This window comes from Clavibacter vidaverae (genome assembly GCF_047529985.1).
Taxonomy (GTDB): Bacteria; Actinomycetota; Actinomycetes; order Actinomycetales; family Microbacteriaceae; genus Clavibacter; species Clavibacter nebraskensis_A.
Map to the genome: position 1 here is coordinate 521,749 of NZ_JBLJAM010000002.1, position 20,131 is coordinate 541,879.

At 73.5% G+C, this 20,131-nt stretch carries 18 protein-coding genes; 11 read left to right on the forward strand and 7 right to left on the reverse strand.

Annotated elements, in window-relative coordinates:
* Nucleotides 1–4: 4 nt before the first annotated feature.
* A complete protein-coding gene (locus ACMT9T_RS15190) occupies nucleotides 5–1,540 on the reverse strand; it encodes an SNIPE associated domain-containing protein (RefSeq protein ID WP_414746334.1) in 1,536 nt (511 codons plus the stop codon).
* Nucleotides 1,541–1,750: 210 nt separating this feature from the next.
* Between ACMT9T_RS15190 and ACMT9T_RS15195 the strand changes: the two genes are divergently transcribed.
* From ACMT9T_RS15195 to ACMT9T_RS15210, 4 genes are all read left to right on the forward strand, one after another.
* A complete protein-coding gene (locus ACMT9T_RS15195) occupies nucleotides 1,751–2,533 on the forward strand; it encodes an L-threonylcarbamoyladenylate synthase (protein ID WP_414746335.1) in 783 nt (260 codons plus the stop codon).
* A gap of 361 nt (nucleotides 2,534–2,894) precedes the next feature.
* Nucleotides 2,895–3,245, forward strand: coding sequence for a histone-like nucleoid-structuring protein Lsr2 (locus ACMT9T_RS15200; RefSeq protein WP_043673582.1), 351 nt, complete (start codon nucleotides 2,895–2,897; stop codon nucleotides 3,243–3,245).
* A 294-nt stretch (nucleotides 3,246–3,539) separates the two neighbouring features.
* Entirely contained in the window at nucleotides 3,540–4,841 is a 1,302-nt protein-coding gene (locus ACMT9T_RS15205) for a hypothetical protein (protein WP_414746336.1), read from the forward strand.
* Nucleotides 4,842–5,073: 232 nt separating this feature from the next.
* Complete coding sequence (locus tag ACMT9T_RS15210) at nucleotides 5,074–5,847, forward strand: AfsR/SARP family transcriptional regulator (protein ID WP_414746337.1); 774 nt, start codon at nucleotides 5,074–5,076, stop codon at nucleotides 5,845–5,847.
* 58 nt (nucleotides 5,848–5,905) lie between these two features.
* Here the strand turns inward: ACMT9T_RS15210 and ACMT9T_RS15215 are convergent, their stop codons facing one another.
* From ACMT9T_RS15215 to ACMT9T_RS15230, 4 genes are all read right to left on the reverse strand, one after another.
* Entirely contained in the window at nucleotides 5,906–7,978 is a 2,073-nt protein-coding gene (locus ACMT9T_RS15215) for a prolyl oligopeptidase family serine peptidase (RefSeq protein WP_414746338.1), read from the reverse strand.
* 60 nt (nucleotides 7,979–8,038) lie between these two features.
* On the reverse strand, nucleotides 8,039–8,536 hold the full coding sequence (locus tag ACMT9T_RS15220) for an HNH endonuclease (protein WP_053775155.1): 498 nt from the start codon (nucleotides 8,534–8,536) through the stop codon (nucleotides 8,039–8,041).
* A gap of 354 nt (nucleotides 8,537–8,890) precedes the next feature.
* Nucleotides 8,891–9,727: a C40 family peptidase gene (locus ACMT9T_RS15225; protein ID WP_414746339.1), complete on the reverse strand. Its 837-nt coding sequence runs from the start codon at nucleotides 9,725–9,727 to the stop codon at nucleotides 8,891–8,893.
* 402 nt (nucleotides 9,728–10,129) lie between these two features.
* Nucleotides 10,130–10,828: an iron-dependent transcriptional repressor DtxR gene (locus ACMT9T_RS15230; protein WP_414746340.1), complete on the reverse strand. Its 699-nt coding sequence runs from the start codon at nucleotides 10,826–10,828 to the stop codon at nucleotides 10,130–10,132.
* 109 nt (nucleotides 10,829–10,937) lie between these two features.
* On the opposite strand from ACMT9T_RS15230, the gene serC reads away from it, so the two are divergent.
* A complete protein-coding gene (serC, locus tag ACMT9T_RS15235) occupies nucleotides 10,938–12,056 on the forward strand; it encodes a phosphoserine transaminase (RefSeq protein WP_414746341.1) in 1,119 nt (372 codons plus the stop codon).
* Nucleotides 12,057–12,129: 73 nt separating this feature from the next.
* Here serC and ACMT9T_RS15240 read toward each other — a convergent pair whose 3' ends face one another.
* Together ACMT9T_RS15240 and ACMT9T_RS15245 are read right to left on the reverse strand one after the other, a co-directional pair.
* Entirely contained in the window at nucleotides 12,130–12,771 is a 642-nt protein-coding gene (locus ACMT9T_RS15240) for a DUF3027 domain-containing protein (protein WP_414746342.1), read from the reverse strand.
* Nucleotides 12,764–13,147 carry a cold-shock protein gene (locus ACMT9T_RS15245; RefSeq protein ID WP_086517722.1) on the reverse strand — a complete coding sequence of 128 codons (384 nt, stop codon included), beginning with the start codon at nucleotides 13,145–13,147 and terminating at the stop codon, nucleotides 12,764–12,766. Before ACMT9T_RS15245 ends, ACMT9T_RS15240 begins: the two co-directional genes overlap by 8 nt.
* Before the next feature lie 158 nt (nucleotides 13,148–13,305).
* On the opposite strand from ACMT9T_RS15245, the gene ACMT9T_RS15250 reads away from it, so the two are divergent.
* The 6 genes from ACMT9T_RS15250 (at nucleotide 13,306) to ACMT9T_RS15275 (ending at nucleotide 20,118) form a co-directional block, all read left to right on the forward strand.
* Nucleotides 13,306–13,575, forward strand: a complete 270-nt coding sequence (locus ACMT9T_RS15250) for a hypothetical protein (RefSeq protein ID WP_414746343.1) — start codon at nucleotides 13,306–13,308, stop codon at nucleotides 13,573–13,575.
* Nucleotides 13,576–13,585: 10 nt separating this feature from the next.
* Nucleotides 13,586–15,472 carry a helicase-associated domain-containing protein gene (locus ACMT9T_RS15255; RefSeq protein ID WP_414746344.1) on the forward strand — a complete coding sequence of 629 codons (1,887 nt, stop codon included), beginning with the start codon at nucleotides 13,586–13,588 and terminating at the stop codon, nucleotides 15,470–15,472.
* A gap of 20 nt (nucleotides 15,473–15,492) precedes the next feature.
* Nucleotides 15,493–17,133, forward strand: coding sequence for a DNA repair helicase XPB (locus ACMT9T_RS15260; protein ID WP_414746345.1), 1,641 nt, complete (start codon nucleotides 15,493–15,495; stop codon nucleotides 17,131–17,133).
* Nucleotides 17,134–17,209: 76 nt separating this feature from the next.
* Nucleotides 17,210–17,902 (forward strand): response regulator transcription factor, encoded by a 693-nt coding sequence (locus tag ACMT9T_RS15265; protein WP_012039163.1) that lies wholly within the window; start codon nucleotides 17,210–17,212, stop codon nucleotides 17,900–17,902.
* Between the two features lie 103 nt (nucleotides 17,903–18,005).
* Nucleotides 18,006–19,781 (forward strand): sensor histidine kinase, encoded by a 1,776-nt coding sequence (locus ACMT9T_RS15270; RefSeq protein WP_414746346.1) that lies wholly within the window; start codon nucleotides 18,006–18,008, stop codon nucleotides 19,779–19,781.
* A 46-nt stretch (nucleotides 19,782–19,827) separates the two neighbouring features.
* Nucleotides 19,828–20,118 carry a WXG100 family type VII secretion target gene (locus ACMT9T_RS15275; RefSeq protein WP_043586029.1) on the forward strand — a complete coding sequence of 97 codons (291 nt, stop codon included), beginning with the start codon at nucleotides 19,828–19,830 and terminating at the stop codon, nucleotides 20,116–20,118.
* Nucleotides 20,119–20,131: the final 13 nt, after the last annotated feature.

A 20,131-nucleotide genomic window follows, 5' to 3' on the forward strand; every position in this document is an offset into this window, starting at 1 on the left:
GCGGTCACACCGCCAGGGGGAGCTCCGTCCCGTCGAGCGCCCGGCTGGCGCGGTACTCCTCGGCAGCCGGATGCAACGCGAACTCCACGATCTCCACGGCGTGGGCCTTCAGCGCCTCGAGCACCTCGTCCGGGGTGACGTAGAAGAACTCGCGACGCAGGTTGATCCGATTCACGCGGTGGTCCGCGAACGTGCGGTGCAGCATCGCCTCCACCCCGACGGCGTCATCCGCGAAGAACAGCGCGTGGACGTCGAACCGGAAGGGCACGGAGGCGTCGCCGAGCTCGACCACCCGGTCCATGGGCTCCAGCCGCCGCGTCATGCCGATCTTCACCATGCGCTCCCCGAAGGCGCCGACGTTGGAGATCACGTAGACGTAGCCGGCTCGCACGTTGGCTGCGCGGTAGTCGACTTCCACGAGAGCGCGGTCCACGTCCTCGATGCGCGTCCGCATGCGCGCCGCCCCCTCCAGATCGCCGTTGCTCTCCAGCGCCGCCAGCGTCGCGGCGTAGTGCGCGCGCTCCTTGTCGAGGCGGTCGTGCTCAGCCTGCAGCTCGGCGGACGCCTTCGCCTGCTCGCGCAGCTCAGCCCTGCGCTCCCGCTCCATCTCCTTCTCCGCCTGCAGGACGCGGAGGTGCGCGCTCGCCAGCTGCAGCTCCTCCAATCGGAGCTCGTGGTACCGGTCCTCGATGCGGAGGTCGATCATGGTGCCGCTCCGGGCGATCTGCTCGGCCGCGCGGGTCAACCGCGTCTGCGCCGTCTGCAGGTTCCCCGCCTTCGTGGCCTTGAGGGCGTTCTCCGCCTCGGCGTTGTACGCGCGCAGGAGCACCTTGGACATGTCGCTCACGAACTTGCGCCCCTGCGCCTCCGAGCCGTTGAAGGTGAACCCGGACGTCGCGGTGACCGCCCGCTTGTCCCGCACGGCGTTCTTGATCGCGTACCTGAGGGACTCCAGCCGCGACGCGAGCTCCGCCGACGTCTCCGCCGGGTGCTCGTACGAGAACAGCCCGACCCCCTGCAGGTCCACCGTCGTCGTGACCTCGACGAGCTCGGTCCGGAGAGCCGCGATCTCGGCGTCCAGGAGCCGACGGGCCTCGATCCGCCCGTGCACCTCCTCGTCGACCGCCACGAGCTCCGCGTCGGCCCTCGCTCTGGCGGCCGCGGCCTCCGCGAGCATCCGGTCCCGCTCCTCTCCCGCCTGGGCGACCAGCGAGGCGGCAGCCGCCTCCGCCGTCCGGCGGCTCCCCTCCAGCTCGGCCTCGACCGACGCGCGGTAGTCGTCCACCTCGACGAACGCCCGAGTGCCGTGACGGGCGATCAGGCCCTCGAGCGCCACGATGTGCGCTTCCGCCGCGGCAGCGCGCTCTCGGGCGTCCCTCTTGGACAGGCGGTCGACCGGCGGCGCCGTGGTCGAGGCCGGCTCAGCGACGGGCGGCGCGGTCTCCGGCTTCGGCTGCACGTGGTCGGTCCACTGCGCGCCGTCCCACCATCGGATCCAGCGAGGGTCCTGGTCGTCGTACCAGCCGGCAGCAGCGCTCATGTCGCCAGGCTAGGCAGCGGCACCCGTCGACAGGAGCCCCCGTCCGGGGCGGTGCCCGGTCGCCCTGTGGACGCTCGCCCGCCCCGCCGCGCCGCCGCGCCTACCGTCGATCCCACCGCTCTCCCGCCGCACGCGCGGTGCGGCGCACCCCGGCCCGACGCAGGTGCGCCCCGGCGGCTCCGATCCGACTCGCACGAGAGGCATGCCCCCATGACCGACACCACCCGCACGATCCCCTGGGACGGAACGCTCGACCCGCGCGCCGCCGCGGCCGTCGAGGCGCCCGGCGGCCTCGTGGTCGCCGCCACCAAGGTCGGCTACATCCTCATGACCACGGACGGCGCCGGCCTCGAGCGCAAATTCGACGCGAAGCAGCGCAACCGCGACAAGCCGGGCGTGGTGCTCTGCACGAGCATCGAGCAGCTGAAGCAGCTCGCCGTGCTGAACGACGAGATCCTCGCCTTCTACCAGGAGCACTGGGACGCCGACGTGCTGCTCGGCTGCATCCTCCCCTGGCGCGAGGACGCGAAGCACCTCCTGCCCGACGAGACCGCTGCCCAGCTCGCGATGGACCGCCGCGGCACGAGCTGCTTCGTGATCCGCTTCGGCCGCCCCGCCGAGCAGCTCGCCGAGCACCTGTGGGCGAGCGGGCGCCTCGCGTTCGCGAGCTCCGCCAACCCGTCCGGCAAGGGCAACCGCGGCCGCGTCGAGGGCATCGGCGAGCGCATCGAGCAGCAGGCCGACGTCATCGTCGCGGCCGACGACTACGTCGCCTCCATCCAGCCGGGCCTCGACGAGACGAGCCGCCACGAGCAGGGCGTCATGGTCTCCATGGTCGACGCGTCGGGCGCGCTCATCCCCGAGCAGCACGGCGAGCGGTCGGTCACGCCGAACCCCACGCTCATCCGTCGCGGCCTCGCGGTCGACGTCATCATGTCGGCGCTCGCGCGGTCGTTCCCGTCGTGGGACTACCGCCACGGCGAGTACTACTGATCCCCGGCACCTGCGCCGGAGAGGGCCCGCGGAGCATCGCTCCGCGGGCCCTCTCGCGTGCGGGGGTGCGGATCCCCGCACATCGCGCCTCGTTTCCACATATGAGGGATTCAGCGCGCATTCATCCGCCATATGCATGGCCAGCCTCGAGCCGTGCCGCGGAAACGCGTTGGAGATCGTGCGCCTCGCATGCGGGAATGCGCATCCGTCGGGCGACACGCGGTATCCGGCGCGTGGCGCGGGCGTCGATTACCTGCAATTTCCGACGTGATTCACGCAGGATGTCGGAATTCCGTCGCGGAGCGGGTATCGTGGCATCGTCGCATCATCTGATGCACCATCTGCAATGAGAGGAACAGACGTGGCTCGCAAGGTTGTCACCACGCTCGTCGACGACATCGACGGCGTCGTCATCGAAGAGGGAAAGGGCGAGACCGTCCCGTTCGCGCTCGACGGCGTGAATTACGAGATCGATCTGAGCGACGCCAACGCCGCGAAGCTGCGCGAGGCGCTGGACACCTACGTCGACCGCGCCCGTCGCGTCGGCCGCGCCTCCACCGGCCGTTCGTCCGGCACGCGCCGCTCGTCCTCGAGCGCTCCCAAGGAGGACCTCGGCGCCGCCCGCGAGTGGCTGCGCGAGCACGGCCACAAGGTCTCCGAGCGCGGCCGCATCTCGGCCGACCTGCTCGAGGAGTACCGCGCCAACAAGTAGGCGACACGACGCGCGCGCCGCGCGCAGCACCACGAAGAGGGCCGATCCGCCACAGGATCGGCCCTCTTCGCCGTCCGGCGGGGACCCCGTAAGGAATTCCCCTGCGCCGGAATGCCGGGGCGCGGGGGACGCGGCGCGCCGGGCGTCACGCCGCCGTCACGCCCGCGTCGCGGGTCCGTCGCGGCGCCGCGAGCACTCTGGCCGGGAAGAAGGAGCACCGTGCCGAAACACCTCGCATCACCCGGGAGGGCCATTCCCGCCCCCCGCCCCCGTCGTCGCCTCCGCGCGCGGTTCATGGCGTCCGCGGGCGCAGCGCTCATCGCGCTCGTCGCCGTCGTCGGCATGACCGGTCAGATCCAGTCCGCGTCCGCCGCCGTATCCCCGACGACCACGACGCAGTGCAATGACACCCCCAACGGCGGCGGCGACCAGGTCGAATGCGACGTGACGGTCGTCAACGAATTGAACGTCGCGACCCAGACCGGATCCTCGACGGTCACCACCCGGGTATGCGCCGGCGCCGCGGGAGCGGCCCCCCTCTGCACCACCACCGTCTCGCAGCGCGACGGGATCATCATCACCTCGGTCGACCAGTGCAACGGCGTCGCGAACGGCGGCGGCAGCAACGTCATCTGCACCGTGGACATCACCAACAACATCGTCGGCGAGAGCACCACGACGCCCGCCACGGTCAACCAGTGCATCGGCTCCGCGACCGACGGCGCCGCGGGCGGCACGGCGTGCTCGCCCGTCTCCAACACCACGGGAGCCGACGTCACCCAGTGCAACGGCTCCGGCAACGGCGGCGGCGCCGCGGGTCGCGTGACCTGCACGGTCCCGACCTCCACCGTCACCTCCGCGCTGCTCGTCTCGGTGGACCAGTGCAACGGCTCCGGCAACGGCGGCGGCGCGACGGTCACCTGCAGCACGGACATCAGCAACTTCGTGACCGCGGTGGTCGAGCCGACGGCGACGCCCACGGCGACGCCCACCGCCACCCCCACGGCGACGCCGACCGTGACGCCCACGACGGAGCCGACGACGCCCGTGCCCACCCCCACGGTCCCGACGCCCACCCCCACGCCGACCGCACCGACGCCCACCCCGACGGCACCGACCCCGACGCCGACGGCTCCCACACCGACCCCGACGGCGCCCACCCCGACGCCGACGGCCCCGACGCCCACCCCGACGGCACCGACTCCGACGCCCACCGCGCCGACGCCGACCGCCACGGTCCCGATCCCCACCCCCACGGTCCCCACGCCGACGGCCACCGCGCCCACGCCCACGCCGACCCCGACCGCGCCGACGCCCACCGCGACGGCCCCGACGCCCACCGCGACCGCGCCGACCCCCACGCCGTCGGTCGGCACGCCGACGCCGTCCGCGGGCACGCCCACGCCGAGCGCCGGCACCCCGACGCCCTCGCGCACCCCCGTGACGCCCGTCATCCCGGGCGGCACCACGCCGGGCGGCTCCCTCCCGGTCACCGGATACGACCCGACGCCGACGATCGGCTGGGGCCTCGCCGCGCTGGTCATCGGCGCCCTGGGACTCGGGATCCACGCCCGCCGCAGGTCCGCCGAGCGCTAGCGGACCCGCGCGATCCCTGACGGATCCCCCACCGGACGCCCGGTGGGGGATCCGTCGCGCGTGGCCCCAAAAGCACCCCCATGGTGGGCTTTCGGCTCCGAGCGGATACGGTGTGGCCACGGAGGTGCCGGATGCATCAGCAGGCGCATGGCAGGGCCCCCTGTTCCGCGCGCCACGCGACCGCCCTCGAGGCGTCCTGCGCCCGCCGTCCGCTCTCCTCCGGAGCACGCGGGTGATCCGCGTCGACGTGCTCGGCGGCTTCCGCATCGCGGGCCTGGGCGCCGATCCGGCATCCGCGTCCCCCGGTCGCGATCCCGGCGGCGCCGCCCTCTCCGACGGCACCCGGCGCCTCATCGCCGCCCTCGCCATCCGCACGCGCCCCGCCGACCGCGGCACGCTCGCGTCCCAGCTCTGGCCCGAGGCGCTCGACGGCCGGGCGCAGTCCAGCCTCCGGTCCGCCATCGCCCGCCTCGGCGACGGCGGCCGGGAGATCGTCGACAGCGCGTCCAGCGGGCTCGTGCTGCACGAGGCGGTCGCCGTCGACCTGCGGACGGCCCGCGCCATCGCGGCCCGCCTGCTCGACCAGCGGCAGACGGATCCGGACGACGCGGACCTCGCGCCGGAGGCCGTCGAGCTCTTCAGCCAGGACCTCCTGCCCGACTGGTTCGACGGCTGGCTGGAGCCCGCGGCCGAGGAGTGGCGCCACTTGCGTGTGAACGCGCTCGAGGCGCAGTCCGACGCGCTCCTCCGCCGTGCGCGCCTGCACGAGGCGGCGTCGGCCGCGCGCCGGGCGATCGACGTGGATCCGCTCCGCGAGACCGCGCAGCGCCGCCTCATCGCCGTGCACGTGGCCGCCGGCAACCAGTCGGACGCCCTGCGCGCCTACGCCGTCTACCGCGCGCGCCTCGACCGCGAGGTGGGCCTGGAGCCGACCGCGATGCTCACCGACCTCGTGTCCGGGCTTCGGTCGCGCTCCGGCTCCGTCGCGGGCCGCCGCGTCGGCTGACGGCGGGACGGCCGGCACTCCCGCGTCCCGCCAGCCGGCCCGCCGCGTCAGGCGCCCGTCAGGCGCCCGCGCGCACGCCCCCGAGCCGCTCCCACAGGAACGCGTGGATCAGCGACTGCAGCCGCGCGGTCGCCGGATTGTCCGCGGATCCGCCGTGCCCGCCCGCCGTGTTCTCGAAGTACCAGGCGTCCTCGACCCCGGTCTCGTGCAGCAGCGCCACCATCTTCCGCGCCTGCACCGGGCCGACCCGGTCGTCGCTCGTCGCCGCGTAGACGAGCGTGGGCGGGTACGCGACCCCCGCGCGGACGTTGTGGTACGGCGAGAAGGAGCGGATGAAGTCCCAGTCCTCCGGCACGTCCGGATCCCCGTACTCGGCGACCCACGACGCCCCCGCCGACAGCCGCGTGTACCGCCGCATGTCGAGCAGCGGCACGCCGCAGACCACGGCGCCGAACAGCTCCGGGTAGGTCGTGAGCATGTTGCCGACCAGCAGGCCGCCGTTGCTGCGGCCCTCGCAGCCGAGGCGTGCGGGCACGGTCACGCCGCGGGTCACGAGGTCGCGCGCGACGGCCGCGAAGTCCTCGTACGCGCGATGCCGGTCCTGCCGCAGCGCCGCCCGGTGCCACGCCGGCCCGTACTCGCCGCCACCGCGGATGTTGGCGAGCACGTACACGCCGCCGCGCGCCAGCCAGCCGCGCCCCCGGACGCCGCTGTACGACGGCAGCAGGCTGTTCTCGAAGCCGCCGTAGCCGGACAGCAGCGTGGGCGCGGATCCGTCGAGCGGCAGGTCGCGCGGTCCCACCTGGAAGTAGGGCACGCGCGTGCCGTCGTCGGAGACGGCGAAGTGCTGCTGCACCTCGAGCCCCCGGGCGTCGAACGACGCCGGCTGCTCCTTGACGGGCCGCGGCGCGCCCTCCCCCACGGTCCCGTGCAGGAGCGTCGGCGGCGTGAGGAACCCGGTCACCGCCAGCCAGTACTCGTCGGTCTCGCGGTCGGTCGCGACCACCGACACGGACGCGAGCGGCGTGCCCACGCGCACGTCCTCCTCGTGCCAGCCCGCGGGACCGGCGGCGGTCGGCGGCGTGAGCACGCGGATCCGGCTGGCCACGTCCTCGAGCAGCGTCAGCACCAGGTGCCCCGCCGTCCACGCCCAGTCCTCGAGGCTGCGCGACGACGTCGGCGCGAACAGCACCGCGAGCTCGCGCGATCCCGCGAGGAAGTCGTCGAGTCGCGCCGCCAGCAGCGAGCCGCCCGCGTGCACGACGCCGCCGATCTCCGTGTCGGTGCGCGGACGCAGCACGAGCCACTCGCGGTGCAGGTCGACGTCCACGTCCTCGGGCACGTCGACGGGCACCGTGCCCGCGTCCGTCAGCAGCAGCGTGCGCGACGTGAAGAAGTCGGGCACCTCGCGCACGACGTCCCGCTCGTACCCCGGCGTCGGGTCGTGCGTGACGTGGACGAGCATGTCGGTCGCGGCGACCGCGTGCACCTCGGGCGCGTCCGCCAGCGCCTGCCCGCGGCTCCAGCGCCGCGCGGTCCGCGCGTACGAGCTCTCGGTGAGGCTGCCGGGCCCGAAGTCGGTGCCCACGAACACCGTGTCCCGGTCGATCCACGACACCATCGTCTTCGCCGCGGGCACCTCGAAGCCGCCCTCGACGAAGCGTCCGGTCGCGAGGTCGAGCTCGCGGACCGCCACCGCGTCGCCGCCGTCGGGCGAGAGCGACACGAGCGCCCGGTCGCGCTCGGGCGACAGCAGCTGCGCGCGCGAGAACTGCCACGGGATCCCCTCGGCCGCGCCCAGCGCGTCGAGGTCGAGCAGGACCTCCCACTCGGGGGCGGGCGCCTCGTACTCGTCGAGCGTCGTCCGGCGCCAGAGGCCCTGCACGTGCTCGGCGTCGCGCCAGAGGTTGTAGAGGTGCTCGCCGTGCCGCGTCACGTACGGGATCCGCTCGTCCGACTCCAGCACCTCGAGCAGCTCGCGCGTGAGCCCGGCGCGCGACCCCTCGGGGGACCGCCCGAGCGTCCGCTCGTTCTCCGCGCGCACCCACGCGAGGGCGCGGTCGCCGTGGATCTCCTCCAACCAGAGGAACGGGTCGTCGGGCATGTCGGAGGCGCGAGCGTCGTCGGTCATCCCCTCAGCCTACGGAGGGTCCCCCCGCGACCCGGCCGCGTGGGCACGGCCGCGCGACGGTCAGGCGGCAGGGGCCAGGAACTCGTCCCAGCCGGGCGCGGGCCGCTCCATCCCGCTGACGACCCAGCCGCTGCCCTGCGGCGCCCGCGGCGACGTGCGCAGCGTCCACCCCATCTCCTCGGGCGTGCGGTCGCTCTTGCGGTTGTTGCACGACAGGCAGCACGCCACGAGGTTCTCCCACGTGTCCTTCCCGCCACGCGATCGCGGGAGCACGTGGTCGATGGTGGTCGCGTTCCGCGCGCAGTACGCGCACCGGCCCCCGTCCCGCCGGAGGACCCCGCGGCGCGAGACCGGCACCCGACGCGCGTGCGGGATCCGCACGTACCGCGTGAGGAGGATCACGGACGGGCGCCCCCAGGCCCCGCCGCTCCCGAGGATCGGGTGCTCCTCGTCCTGGGCGAGCATGGTGGCCTTGCCGCTCAGCACGAGCACCAGGGCCCGCTTGAACGACACGACGGCGAGCGGCTCGAAGCCCGCGTTGAGTACCAGTGTGCGCACGACATCCCTCTCAGACCGGCCTGGACGGCTTCCAGGCATCCGAACGAGTCGCCCCCGCCCCCGGGAACACATGAAGGCACCGCCGAGTCAACGGCGATGCCTTCTAGGAGAGCGGGTGACCGCTCGGGTGGACCAGGTGGATGCCCACCCGGGGATGGTGCCGATGGCCATGGCGCACGTGCGCATCCATGGTGCGGATGTCGCGTGCGGTGGTCATCGGGGCTCCCGGGCGGGTCGAGGGACGTCTCACCGCACAGGGTAGCCCAGCGACCCCCGTTTGTCCCGGGGAACGACGGAGGCCGGCGGCGCATCTCGTGGATGCGTGCCGCCGGCCTCCGGAGGTCGGTGCGCGGGTCAGCCCAGGAGGCGGACGTAGTGCACGTTGGAGCTCCAGACCGGGCGCTCCTTGACGTGGTCGCCGGGCTTGGGCGCATCGATCATGATGCCGTTGCCCGTGTAGATGCCGTCGTGGCTGCCGTCGTTCCAGACCACGATGTCGCCGGCGCGCGCCTCGGACGCGGGGACCGTGACGCCGGCGGCGCCCTGCGCACGCACCGAGTGGGGCAGGTTCAGGCCGAACTGCGCGAACACGTACTGGACGAGGCCGGAGCAGTCGAAGCCGGCGGGGGTGTTGCCGCCGAAGACGTAGGGGACGCCGAGGTACTGGCGAGCGACCGCGGCGACGCCGGAGGCCGACGTGCCCGGGTAGACCGGGTTCTGGGCGATCTGCGAGGCCGAGGCACCGGTGTAGCTCGTGGCCGTCGAGGCCAGCTGCGTGCGGCGCTGCTCGGCGAGCGCGGCCCGCGCGGCGGCGGCCTTCTGCGCGCTGAGCTCGGCGACCGAGGTGGCCGTGAAGCCCTCCTCGACCGGCGCGGACGACGCGTTGTCGGCCGTGACGACCTGGGCGTTCGCCGCCGAGTAGTCCTGGAGCGAGACGCCGTCGGCGCTCTTGGTGTGCTCGAGCTGCGAACCCGCCGCGTAGGCGGGGATGGCCATGACCCCGACGAGGCCGGTGACGAACGTCATGACGACCGCGTTGGCGGCCTTGGTGCGGCGCGAGCGCCCGGCGGGGGCCGGGGTCAGGCGGGGCGCGGGGGCCTCGAGCGTGCGGGTCGCGGAGTCGCGACGGGGGCGGACGGCCTTCGCGCTCTCGGCGGCGCGGAGCTCGCGACGAGTGGGCAGGCGATCCATCCCGGGTGCGGGCGGTCGAGTCGGGTCGGACGGGTTCCCGACGGAACCGCTGATGTCACCATGGGCCAAGTTGTCAACCTCCTGCGTCTCGACGCCGGACATGCTGGCGCCCCGTCCCTCCAAGGTCGTCGAGGGGTACACACGCAGGGGACGGGTGTCGAGACGCCCTGCATCGGGCCCGGAACCTCTGTGGTGGTCGGTCGGGCCTGTTCGAGAGTAAGGGACGGGCTCCCGTTTGTCATCCTGAGGGACCATATTTCTAACGAATCCATAACGGCAGGCGTCATCCTCGCGACGGATGCGGCGCAGAACCCCCGGTGGGAGCGGCGTGCCGACGGCGTGTGCCCAGTCCGGGGGTGGTCCTGTGGATCCGCCCACCGCAGCAGCCGACGCGCGTCGGCGTCAGCGCTCGATGAAGATGTGGCCCGCGACCTCGAGCGGGAGCTCGAGCCCGGGCCCGGCGCCGTCCACGCGGACGAGCACGTACACGCCCTCGCGCGAGAAGGATCCGGTGGCGCCCGGCAGCACGCCGGCCTGCTTGAGCTGCGAGAGGAGCTCGGGGTCGAACTGCACGGGCTCACCCAGGCGGCGGATCACGCCGCGGGCGGGGGCGTCCTCCGTCGTGCCGAGCGACGCCTCGACGATGCTCACCACGCCGGCCATGAAGGCGACGGCGGGCGAGTCGCCCAGCTCATCGAGCCCCGGGATCGGGTTGCCGTACGGGGACTCCGTCGGATGGCCGAGGAGGTCGAGGATCTTGCGCTCCACCTGCTCGCTCATGACGTGCTCCCAGCGACAGGCCTCATCGTGCACGAACTCCCACTCGAGCCCGATCACGTCGCTGAGCAGGCGCTCGGCCAGGCGGTGCTTGCGCATCACGTGGACGGCCTTGCTGCGCCCCTCGGGGGTGAGCTCGAGGTGACGGTCGCCGCTGACGATGACCAGCCCGTCGCGCTCCATGCGGGCGACGGTCTGCGAGACCGTGGGTCCGGAGTGACCGAGGCGCTCCGAGATGCGCGCGCGCAGGGGCACGATGGCCTCCTCCTCGAGGTCGAGGATGGTGCGGAGGTACATCTCCGTCGTGTCCACGAGATCAGTCATCGGGCCTCCCTTGCGCCAGCGACCAGCCTACTTCCCCGGGTGCGGGATGACCGGCGCGAGGTGCGGGACGGGCCCGGGGCGGCCGCGGACGGTCCCCTACCATTGCCGCATGCCGACCACGATGATCCCCACCGAACTGCTGCCCCTCGACGGACGATTCGGCTGCGGGCCGTCCAAGGTGCGTCAGGCGCAGCTCGACCACCTCGCGCTCGCGGGCGCGCAGATCCTCGGCACGTCCCACCGCCAGGCGCCCGTCAAGGACATGGTCGGCCGCGTGCGCGACGGCCTCTCGCGCCTGTTCCGCCTCCCCGACGGCTACGAGGTCGTGCTGGGCAACGGCGGATCCACCGCCTTCTGGGATGCCGCGGCCTTCTCCCTCATCGAGCGCCGCAGCCAGAACCTCGTCTTCGGCGAGTTCGGCGGCAAGTTCGCGAAGGCCGCCGCGGCGCCCTTCCTCGAGGCGCCGGACGTGATCCGCGCCGAGCCCGGCAGCCGCGCCGCCGCGAACCCCGTCGAGGGCGTCGACGTCTACGCGTGGCCGCACAACGAGACCTCCACCGGCGTCATGGCCCCCGTCACGCGCGTGCACGGCGACGCGGGAGCCCTCACGGTCGTCGACGCCACGAGCGCGGCCGGCGGCATCGACTTCGCGGCGGCCGAGGCCGACGTCTACTACTTCGCGCCGCAGAAGAACCTCGCGAGCGACGGCGGCGTCTGGCTCGCCTTGTTCTCCCCGGCCGCCCTCGAGCGGGTCGACCGCATCGCGGCGTCCGGCCGGTGGATCCCCGAGTTCCTCAGCCTCAAGAACGCCGTCGACAACTCGCGGCTGAACCAGACGCTGAACACCCCGGCCCTCGCGACGCTCCTCATGCTCGAGGACCAGCTCGACTGGATCGAGCGGGCCGGCGGCCTCGCCTGGGCCGACGCCCGCACGCGCGAGTCGTCCTCCGTCCTCTACGAGTGGGCGGAGCGGGTGGAGTACGCGCGGCCGTTCGTGACGGATCCGGCGCACCGCTCGCAGGTCGTGGTCACGATGGACTTCGACGACTCGATCGACGCGGCCGCCGTCGCGAAGACGCTCCGCGCCAACGGCGTGGTCGACACGGAGCCCTACCGGAAGCTCGGGCGCAACCAGCTCCGCGTCGCGACCTTCACGGCCATCGAGCCGGACGACGTGCGGGCCCTCGTGCGCTGCATCGAGTTCGTGGTGGAGCAGGGCGCGGGCTGATCCCCTCCTCCCCGGAGACGACGACGGCGGCGGTCCCCTCGGGGGCCGCCGCCGTCGTCATGCGCCGCGCGGATCAGCGATCGGCGCCGTCGAAGCTCGTGTCGTCGTCGTCGTCGTCGTCGTCATCGTCATCGTCGGACGGCGCGGCCTCGAAGTCGACGCCGTCGAGGACGTCGTCCGGGTCCTCCGCGGGGTCGTCCTCGTCGTCGTCCTCGTCGTCGTCCTCGTCCTCGTCCTCGTCCTCGTCGTCGGACTCCGCCGCGATCCGCTCCGCCTCCTGGTCGGCCTCGATGCCGGCGAGCCGGTCGGACCAGGGCAGCCACTCGGGCGAGAGCAGCGCACCCTCGCCGGGCATGAGCTCCGCCTCGAGCACGGTCGGGGCGGCGTCGTCGACGCGGGCGAGCGTCACCGTCCAGAACCAGCCGGGGTAGCCCGGCATCGTGTTCGCGAAGAGGAGCGACAGCAGGCGGTCGCCCTCCACGATGGACCCGGCGGGCTCCCCGACCGTGTCGGCCGGCGTGATCTCGAGCAGCGCGGCGCGCGCGAGGTCCACGGCCGCGAGCAGCTCGGCGTCGGGGACGGCGGGCTCGGCGGTCGGCTCCGCGGCGGCAGCCGGCTCCGGAGCGGTCACGGCGTCCGCGGCCGTCGCGTCCGCGGTCGTCGCCTGGGCGCCGATCTCGTCCGTCGTGGTCATGTCGTCATCGTGCTCAGGCATCGAGCTCCTCCGCGACCCGGCGCAGGAGCGCCGCGATCTTCCGGCTGTGGGCGTCGTCCGGGTACCGGCCGCGCTTGAGGTTGGTGCCGATCCCGTCGAGCACCTTCACGAGGTCCTCGACGATGACGGCCATGTCGTCGGCGGGCTTGCGGGACATGCGGACGAGCGAGGGCGGGGCGTCGAGGATCCGCGCCGAGAGGGCCTGCGCGCCGCGCTTGCCGTCCGCGATCCCGAACTCGAGCCGCGTGCCGGCCTTCACGCCGGCGACGCCCGAGGGCAGGGCCGACGCGTGCAGGAAGACCTCCTGGCCGTCGTCCGAGCTGATGAACCCGAACCCCTTGTCCTCGTCGTAGAACTTCACCTTGCCGGTGGGCATGCGATCCTCTTCCCTCGCCCCGGGAGGGGCTCGATGTGCTGGTGGGCGGTTCAGTCTATTCGCCGGGACCCCGTGCGGCCCGGGGCGGCGGGGAGGGCCGTCGTGCGGAGCGTCCCGTGCGACGCGCCCGGGCGCGTGCCACCGCGTAGTCTGGGCGGATGGCATCCGAGACCGCACCGAGCGAGGGACGGGCCGAGCGCATCCTCGCGTACATGCTCGCCGGGATCCTGCTGGTCGCCGTCCTGAGCATCCTCGCGATCCTGCTGGCGCCCCTCATCGCGGTCGACGCGTCGCAGTACAGCACGCCGCTGTGGCAGGTCATCCTGCTGCTCCCGGCCGTCGGCATCCCCATCGCGGCGCTCCTCTTCATCGCGATCCTGATCATCAGCGTCCGTCGCCGTCGTCGCATGGACGGCCCGTCCCGCTAGCGGGACGACCATGACCGACGCCCTCGTGCTCGCGTCCCGCCTGCGCGCGCTGGACGACGGGTCGCTCGCCGCCCTCGTGCGTGACCGCGGCGTCGACTCCCCGCGCATCGCCGACCTCTTCGACCTGGCGGACGCGCTCCTCGCACCGGACGCGGTGGCACGGGCCCTCGAGCAGCTCGACCGCACCGCCCTGGCCGTGCTCGCGGTCGCCGTGGAGGAGGGCGCCACCGCGCGCCCGATCCCGCTCCGGGCCGTCCGCGACGCCGTCGCCCGCCGGTCGGGCGAGGACCCGCGCGACCCGGACGAGCTCGCGGACGCCGCGGCGCGGGCCGCGGCCACGCTGCTCGCCGACCTCGACGAGGCCGGGATCACGACGCACCCCGAGGTCGCCGCCGCCCTGGCGACGTGGCCCGCGGACGGCCGGCCCGGCACCGACGAGCTCGCCCGCCTGGATCCTCCCGCGCCCCTCGCCGCCGTGCCCCGCGTCGACCCGGACGAGGTCGACCGGCGCGCGGGCGAGAGCGCCTTCCGCTCCGTGCTCGCCGTCGCCGCCCTGCTCGACGAGCTGACGCGGGATCCGGCCCGCGAGCTGAGCCGCGGCGGCATGTCCCTCCCCGACGCGCGCCGGCTGGCGGCCGCGCTCGGCGCCGACCTCGACGACGTGCCGGTCGTCCTCTCCATCGCCGCACGCGCCGGCCTCGTCACGCAGGCCGGGCGCACGTGGTCGGCCGCGTCGGCGTCCGCGGACTGGTCCGCACGCCCGACCGCCGAGCGCTGGGAGGCGCTGGCCGCCTCGTGGCTGGACGCGCTCGCCCCCGCCACCCGGGCGATCCTCGCCGAGCGCGCCGACGCGTCGTGGGGCGCCGGCCTCCTCGACGGCGTCCTCTGGCGCTTCCCCGGCGGATCCGCGTGGATCGGCGAGCGCGTCGCGGTCTTCACGCGTGACGCGGGCCTCCTCGGCATCACCACGGGCGACGTGCCGAGCTCCGCCGGCCGGGCGCTCCTCACGTCCGGCGCCGATGCCGCGGCCGCCGCCCTCGCGCCGCACCTCCCGGCCGAGGTCGACCACGTGTACCTGCAGCACGACCTGTCGGTCGTCTCGCCCGGCCCGCTGGATCCCGCCGTCGAGTCGCGCCTGCTGGCCGTCGCGGACGCGGAGGGCCGGGGCCTGGCCGCGAGCTACCGCATCTCGTCCGGATCCGTCACGCGCGCCCTCGCCTCGGGCGACACGGCGGACGGCATCCGCTCCTTCCTCGCCGGCATCTCGCTGACGGGCGTCCCCCAGCCGCTCGACTACCTGCTCACGGAGACCGCGGCCCGCTTCGGCCGGATCCGCGTCCGCCCGGCCGCGCCCGCCGAGGCCGCGCCGGACGCCCGGACCGCCGTCGTCTCCGAGGAGGCGCCGCTCCTCGCCACGCTGCTGGTGGACCGCGACCTCGCGCCCCTGCGCCTCACCCGGGCCGGCGACGGCGTGCTGGTGTCCCCCGCATCGCCCGACGCCGTCGAACGCGCCCTCGCGGCCGCGCGCCTCGGCCCCGTCCGCGAGGACGCCGAGGGACGCCGCATCGCCCTCGCTCCCCGCACGACCTATACGCCCGGCCCCGCCGCGGATCCCGAGCCCGACGCCGCGGACGCCCTCGTCGCCCGCGTCCGCGCCGCCGACGGCCCCGACGACGGCGTCGCGTGGACCGCCCGCCAGCTCGAGGTCGCGATCCGCGCCAAGGCCGTGCTCCGCGTCCGCGTCCGCATGCCGGACGGCCGCGAGGTGGAACACGTCCTCGAGCCCGCGAGCGTGGCCGGCGGCCGCCTGCGCGCCCGCGACCGCGTCGCCGACGTGGAGCGCACCCTCCCCCTGTCGAGCATCGTGTCCCTCTCCCCCGGACCGACGCCCGCGTGAGCGCGCCTAGGCTGGCGGGCATGTCCGACGGCCCCCTCATCGTCCAGAGCGATCGCACCGTCCTCCTCGAGGTGGCCCACGCGGACGCCGAGGACGCCCGGCACGACCTCGCCGTCTTCGCCGAGCTGGAGCGCGCGCCGGAGCACATCCACACGTACCGGATCACCCGCCTCGGCCTCTGGAACGCGCGCGCCGCCGGCCACACCGCCGCGGACATGCTGGCCACGCTCGAGCGCTACTCCCGCTTCCCCGTCCCGCAGTCGGTCACGGCCGACGTCACGGACACCGTCGGCCGCTACGGCCGCCTCGTCATCGGGCGCGACGACGAGGGCGAGCTGCAGATCTCGAGCACCGAGTCCGCCGTCCTCTCCGAGGTCGCGAGCTCGCGCCGCATCGCGCCGCTGCTCACCGAGCGCGTCGACGCCTCCACGTACCGGGTGCAGGCGTGGGCGCGCGGCCAGCTCAAGCAGGAGCTCGTGAAGATCGGCTGGCCCGCCGAGGACCTGGCCGGCTACACCCCGGGCACGCCCCACGACATGGACCTCACGCAGGACGGGTGGACGCTGCGCGACTACCAGGCGGACGCGGTGGAGCACTTCCTCGACGGCGGATCCGGCGTGGTCGTCCTCCCCTGCGGCGCCGGCAAGACCCTCGTGGGCGCCGCCGCGATGGCGCGCGCGAAGACGACGACGCTGATCCTCGTGACGAACACGGTGTCCGCCCGCCAGTGGCGCGCGGAGCTGCTGAAGCGCACCACGCTCACCGAGGACGAGATCGGCGAGTACTCGGGCCAGTCGCGCGAGGTCAAGCCCGTGACCATCGCGACGTACCAGATCCTCACCGCCAAGAGGAAGGGCGAGTACGCCCACCTCGCGCTCCTCGACGCGCTCGACTGGGGCCTCGTCGTCTACGACGAGGTGCATCTGCTGCCCGCGCCGGTCTTCAAGCTCACCGCCGACCTCCAGGCCCGGCGTCGCCTCGGCCTCACGGCCACGCTCGTGCGGGAGGACGGCCGCGAGGGCGACGTCTTCAGCCTCATCGGGCCGAAGCGGTTCGACGCGCCGTGGAAGGAGATCGAGGCCCAGGGCTTCATCTCCCCCGCCGAGTGCTTCGAGGTGCGCATCGACCTGCCCGACGACGAGCGCCTCGTCTACGCCGCCGCAGCCGACGACGAGCGCTACCGGCTCGCCGCCACGGCGCCCGCCAAGCTCGACGTCACGCGCGCGCTGGTCGAGCGGCACCGCGGCGAGAGCATCCTCGTGATCGGCCAGTACCTCGAGCAGATCGACGAGCTCGCCGAGGCGCTCGGCGCCCCGAAGCTCACGGGCGCGACGCCCGTCGCCGAGCGCGAGCGGCTGTACCAGGCGTTCCGCGACGGCACCGAACGGGTCCTGGTCGTGAGCAAGGTCGCCAACTTCTCGGTCGACCTGCCGGACGCCACCGTCGCGATCCAGGTGTCCGGGTCCTTCGGATCGCGCCAGGAGGAGGCCCAGCGCCTCGGCCGCCTGCTCCGCCCCGAGGCGTCCGGCCTGTCCGCGAGCTTCTACACGCTCGTCTCGCGCGACACCGTCGACCAGGACTTCGCGCAGAACCGCCAGCGCTTCCTCGCCGAGCAGGGGTACGCCTACACGATCCTCGACGCCGCCGGCATCGCTGCCTGATCCGGCGAGCGACGTCCGCGACCGCTCCTCACAAGCATCCAGGCGGCTCCCAGCGAGCGCGCAGATACTTCATCCCATGAGCGATGGCCCGAAGATCCTTATCGTCGATGACGAGCCCAACATCCGCGACCTGCTGACCACGAGCCTCCGGTTCGCCGGGTTCGCGGTCCGCGCCGTCGGCAACGGCGCCCAGGCCATCTCGGCCGTCCTCGAGGAGGAGCCGGACCTCATCATCCTCGACGTGATGCTGCCCGACATGAACGGCTTCGGCGTCACCAAGCGCCTCCGCGCCGCCGGGTACACCGCGCCGATCCTCTTCCTCACCGCGAAGGACGACACCGAGGACAAGATCACGGGCCTCACGGTCGGCGGCGACGACTACGTCACCAAGCCGTTCAGCCTCGACGAGATCGTGGCCCGCATCAAGGCCATCCTCCGCCGCACGATGCACGCCGACGAGGACGCGATCATCCGCGCGGGCGAGCTCACCATGGACCAGGACACGCACGAGGTCCTCGTCGGCGAGGAGCCCATCGAGCTGAGCCCCACCGAGTTCAAGCTGCTCCGCTACCTCATGCTCAACCCGAACCGCGTGCTCTCGAAGGCGCAGATCCTCGACCACGTCTGGGAGTACGACTTCAACGGCGACGCCGGAATCGTGGAGTCCTACATCTCCTACCTGCGCCGCAAGCTCGACCAGCACTCCTCGGAGCCCGTCATCCAGACCAAGCGCGGCTTCGGCTACATGCTCAAGGCCGCCAAGTCCTGATCCCCTAGGGCCCTGGCCCGCACCGCCTGATCGGCCGGACGCCCGCTGGGCGCCCGGCCGATCGCACATCCGGCGTCGCCTATCCTCATGGGACACGGTCACCATGACGGAACACGAGGTGCGGCCAGTGCACGACTACGTCTCGGAGAAGTGGAACAACGTCTCCCTGCGCACCAAGATCACGGGCGTCACGGTCCTGCTCCTCCTCCTCGGCCTCCTCGTCTCGGGGGCCGGCACCATGTACCTGCTGCGGCAGCAGATGGTCACGCAGCTCGACGGCCAGCTCTCCATCGCCATCAACCAGCTCCCCAAGGTCCTCGACACGGACCCGTCGCAGCCGGACACCTTCACGGAGGCGGACGTCGAGGGAGCCAACCCGCAGTGGTTCGTGGTCCTCCTCGACGCCGACGGCGACGTGATCGCGGACAACTGGACGGGCGACGCCGCCGAGCACCCCCGCGTCTTCGGCCTCGACCTCGCCCGGGCGTCCCAGCTCAACGACCAGATCGTCGGGTTCTCCGACAACTCCGGCAAGAACGGCTGGCACGGCATCGTCCGCGTCTCGCAGAACACCGGGGCGAACTCGAACGAGTACTCGACGCTCGTGGTCGCCCGGCCGCTCGAGGAGGTGGACGCCCTCGTCGCCACGTACATCGTGATCTTCGCGAGCTTCGGCCTGGCCGTGGTCGTGCTCGGCGCCGCCGTCACCCGAATGCTCGTGACCAGCACCTTCGGCCCGCTCCGCGAGGTGGAGCGCACGGCTGCGGCCATCGCCGGCGGCGACTTCAGCCAGCGGCTCGGCGGCGCCACGCCCAACACGGAGGTCGGACGGCTCAACCGCTCCCTCAACATGATGCTCAGCCGCATCGACCGGGCCTTCGCCGACCGCGCGAAGACCATCGACCAGATGCGCCGCTTCGTCGGGGACGCGAGCCACGAGCTGCGCACGCCCCTGGTATCCGTTCGCGGCTACGCCGAGCTCTACCGCATGGGCGCGCTGCAGACCCCCGAGGACGTCTCGCAGGCCATGGAGCGCATCGAGAAGGAGGCCATCCGGATGGGCGGCCTCGTCGAGGACCTGCTCGAGCTCGCGCGTCTCGACGAGACCAAGCCGCTGCAGCTGGCGCCCGTGGACCTCTACCCCATCGCCCGCGACGCCGCCCTCGACGCGATGGCGTCCTCGCAGACGCGCACCGTGACCGCGCTGCCGCCCGTGCTGGTGAACCCCGTCGGACCGGCCCTCGACGCCGACGGCCTCGAGCCCACGCAGGAGATGTCGCCCGAGTCCCTGCGCAGCACGGGCTCGCCGTCCGGGAACGACGTGACGGGACCGATCGCGTTCGCCGGTGCGACCCTCTCGCGGTTCCGCGCCCGCCGGTCGCGCCGACCGGGGGACACGGCGGCGGACGCGCTCGCGCCGGTGCGCCCGGGCGACGGCGACGCCCCGGCCGTCGCCGAGGGCGTGGCGATGGTGTCGGCGGAGGAGAACAAGATCCGCCAGGTCGTCACGAACCTGATCGGCAACGCGGTGCGGTTCACGCCCGCGGGCAGCCCGATCGAGCTCGCCACCGTCGTGGACGAGACGGCCCGGGAGGCACGGATCGAGGTGCGCGACCACGGCGACGGCGTGCCCCCGCAGATCCGCGAGAAGATCTTCCAGCGCTTCTGGCGCGCCGACACGTCGCGCACGCGCGAGACGGGCGGCAGCGGACTCGGCCTCGCCATCGTGTCCGCCATCGTCGCCGCCCACCGCGGCCGGGTGGACGTCGTCGAGACCGAGGGCGGCGGCGCGACCTTCCGCGTGATCCTCCCCCTCCTCCCCAGCCCGGACGCCCCCGCCCGCTCCACGCCCTCGACCCCGGCCGCGCCCTCGTCCTGAGGCCGGCCTAGTCTCCGCTCGTCCCACGACGAGAAGGAGGAGACGCATGACGAGGTACCAGGTGGACAGCGAGGCCGTCCTGTCGGCCACGGCGGCCGTGCAGGGCAGCATCGGCCGCATCCAGGCGGAGGTGGCGGGCCTCCACGGCCAGCTCGCCGACCTGCAGGGGTCGTGGTCCGGCAGCGCCGCCACGGCGTTCCAGGGCGTGGTCGCCGAGTGGAAGGGCACGCAGCAGCGCGTGGAGGAGGCGCTGGCGAGCATCAACCAGGCGCTGAGCGCCGCCGCCCGGCAGTACGCGGAGGTGGAGGAGGGCAACGCGCGCATGTTCGCGCACTAGGCCCTCCTGCCCG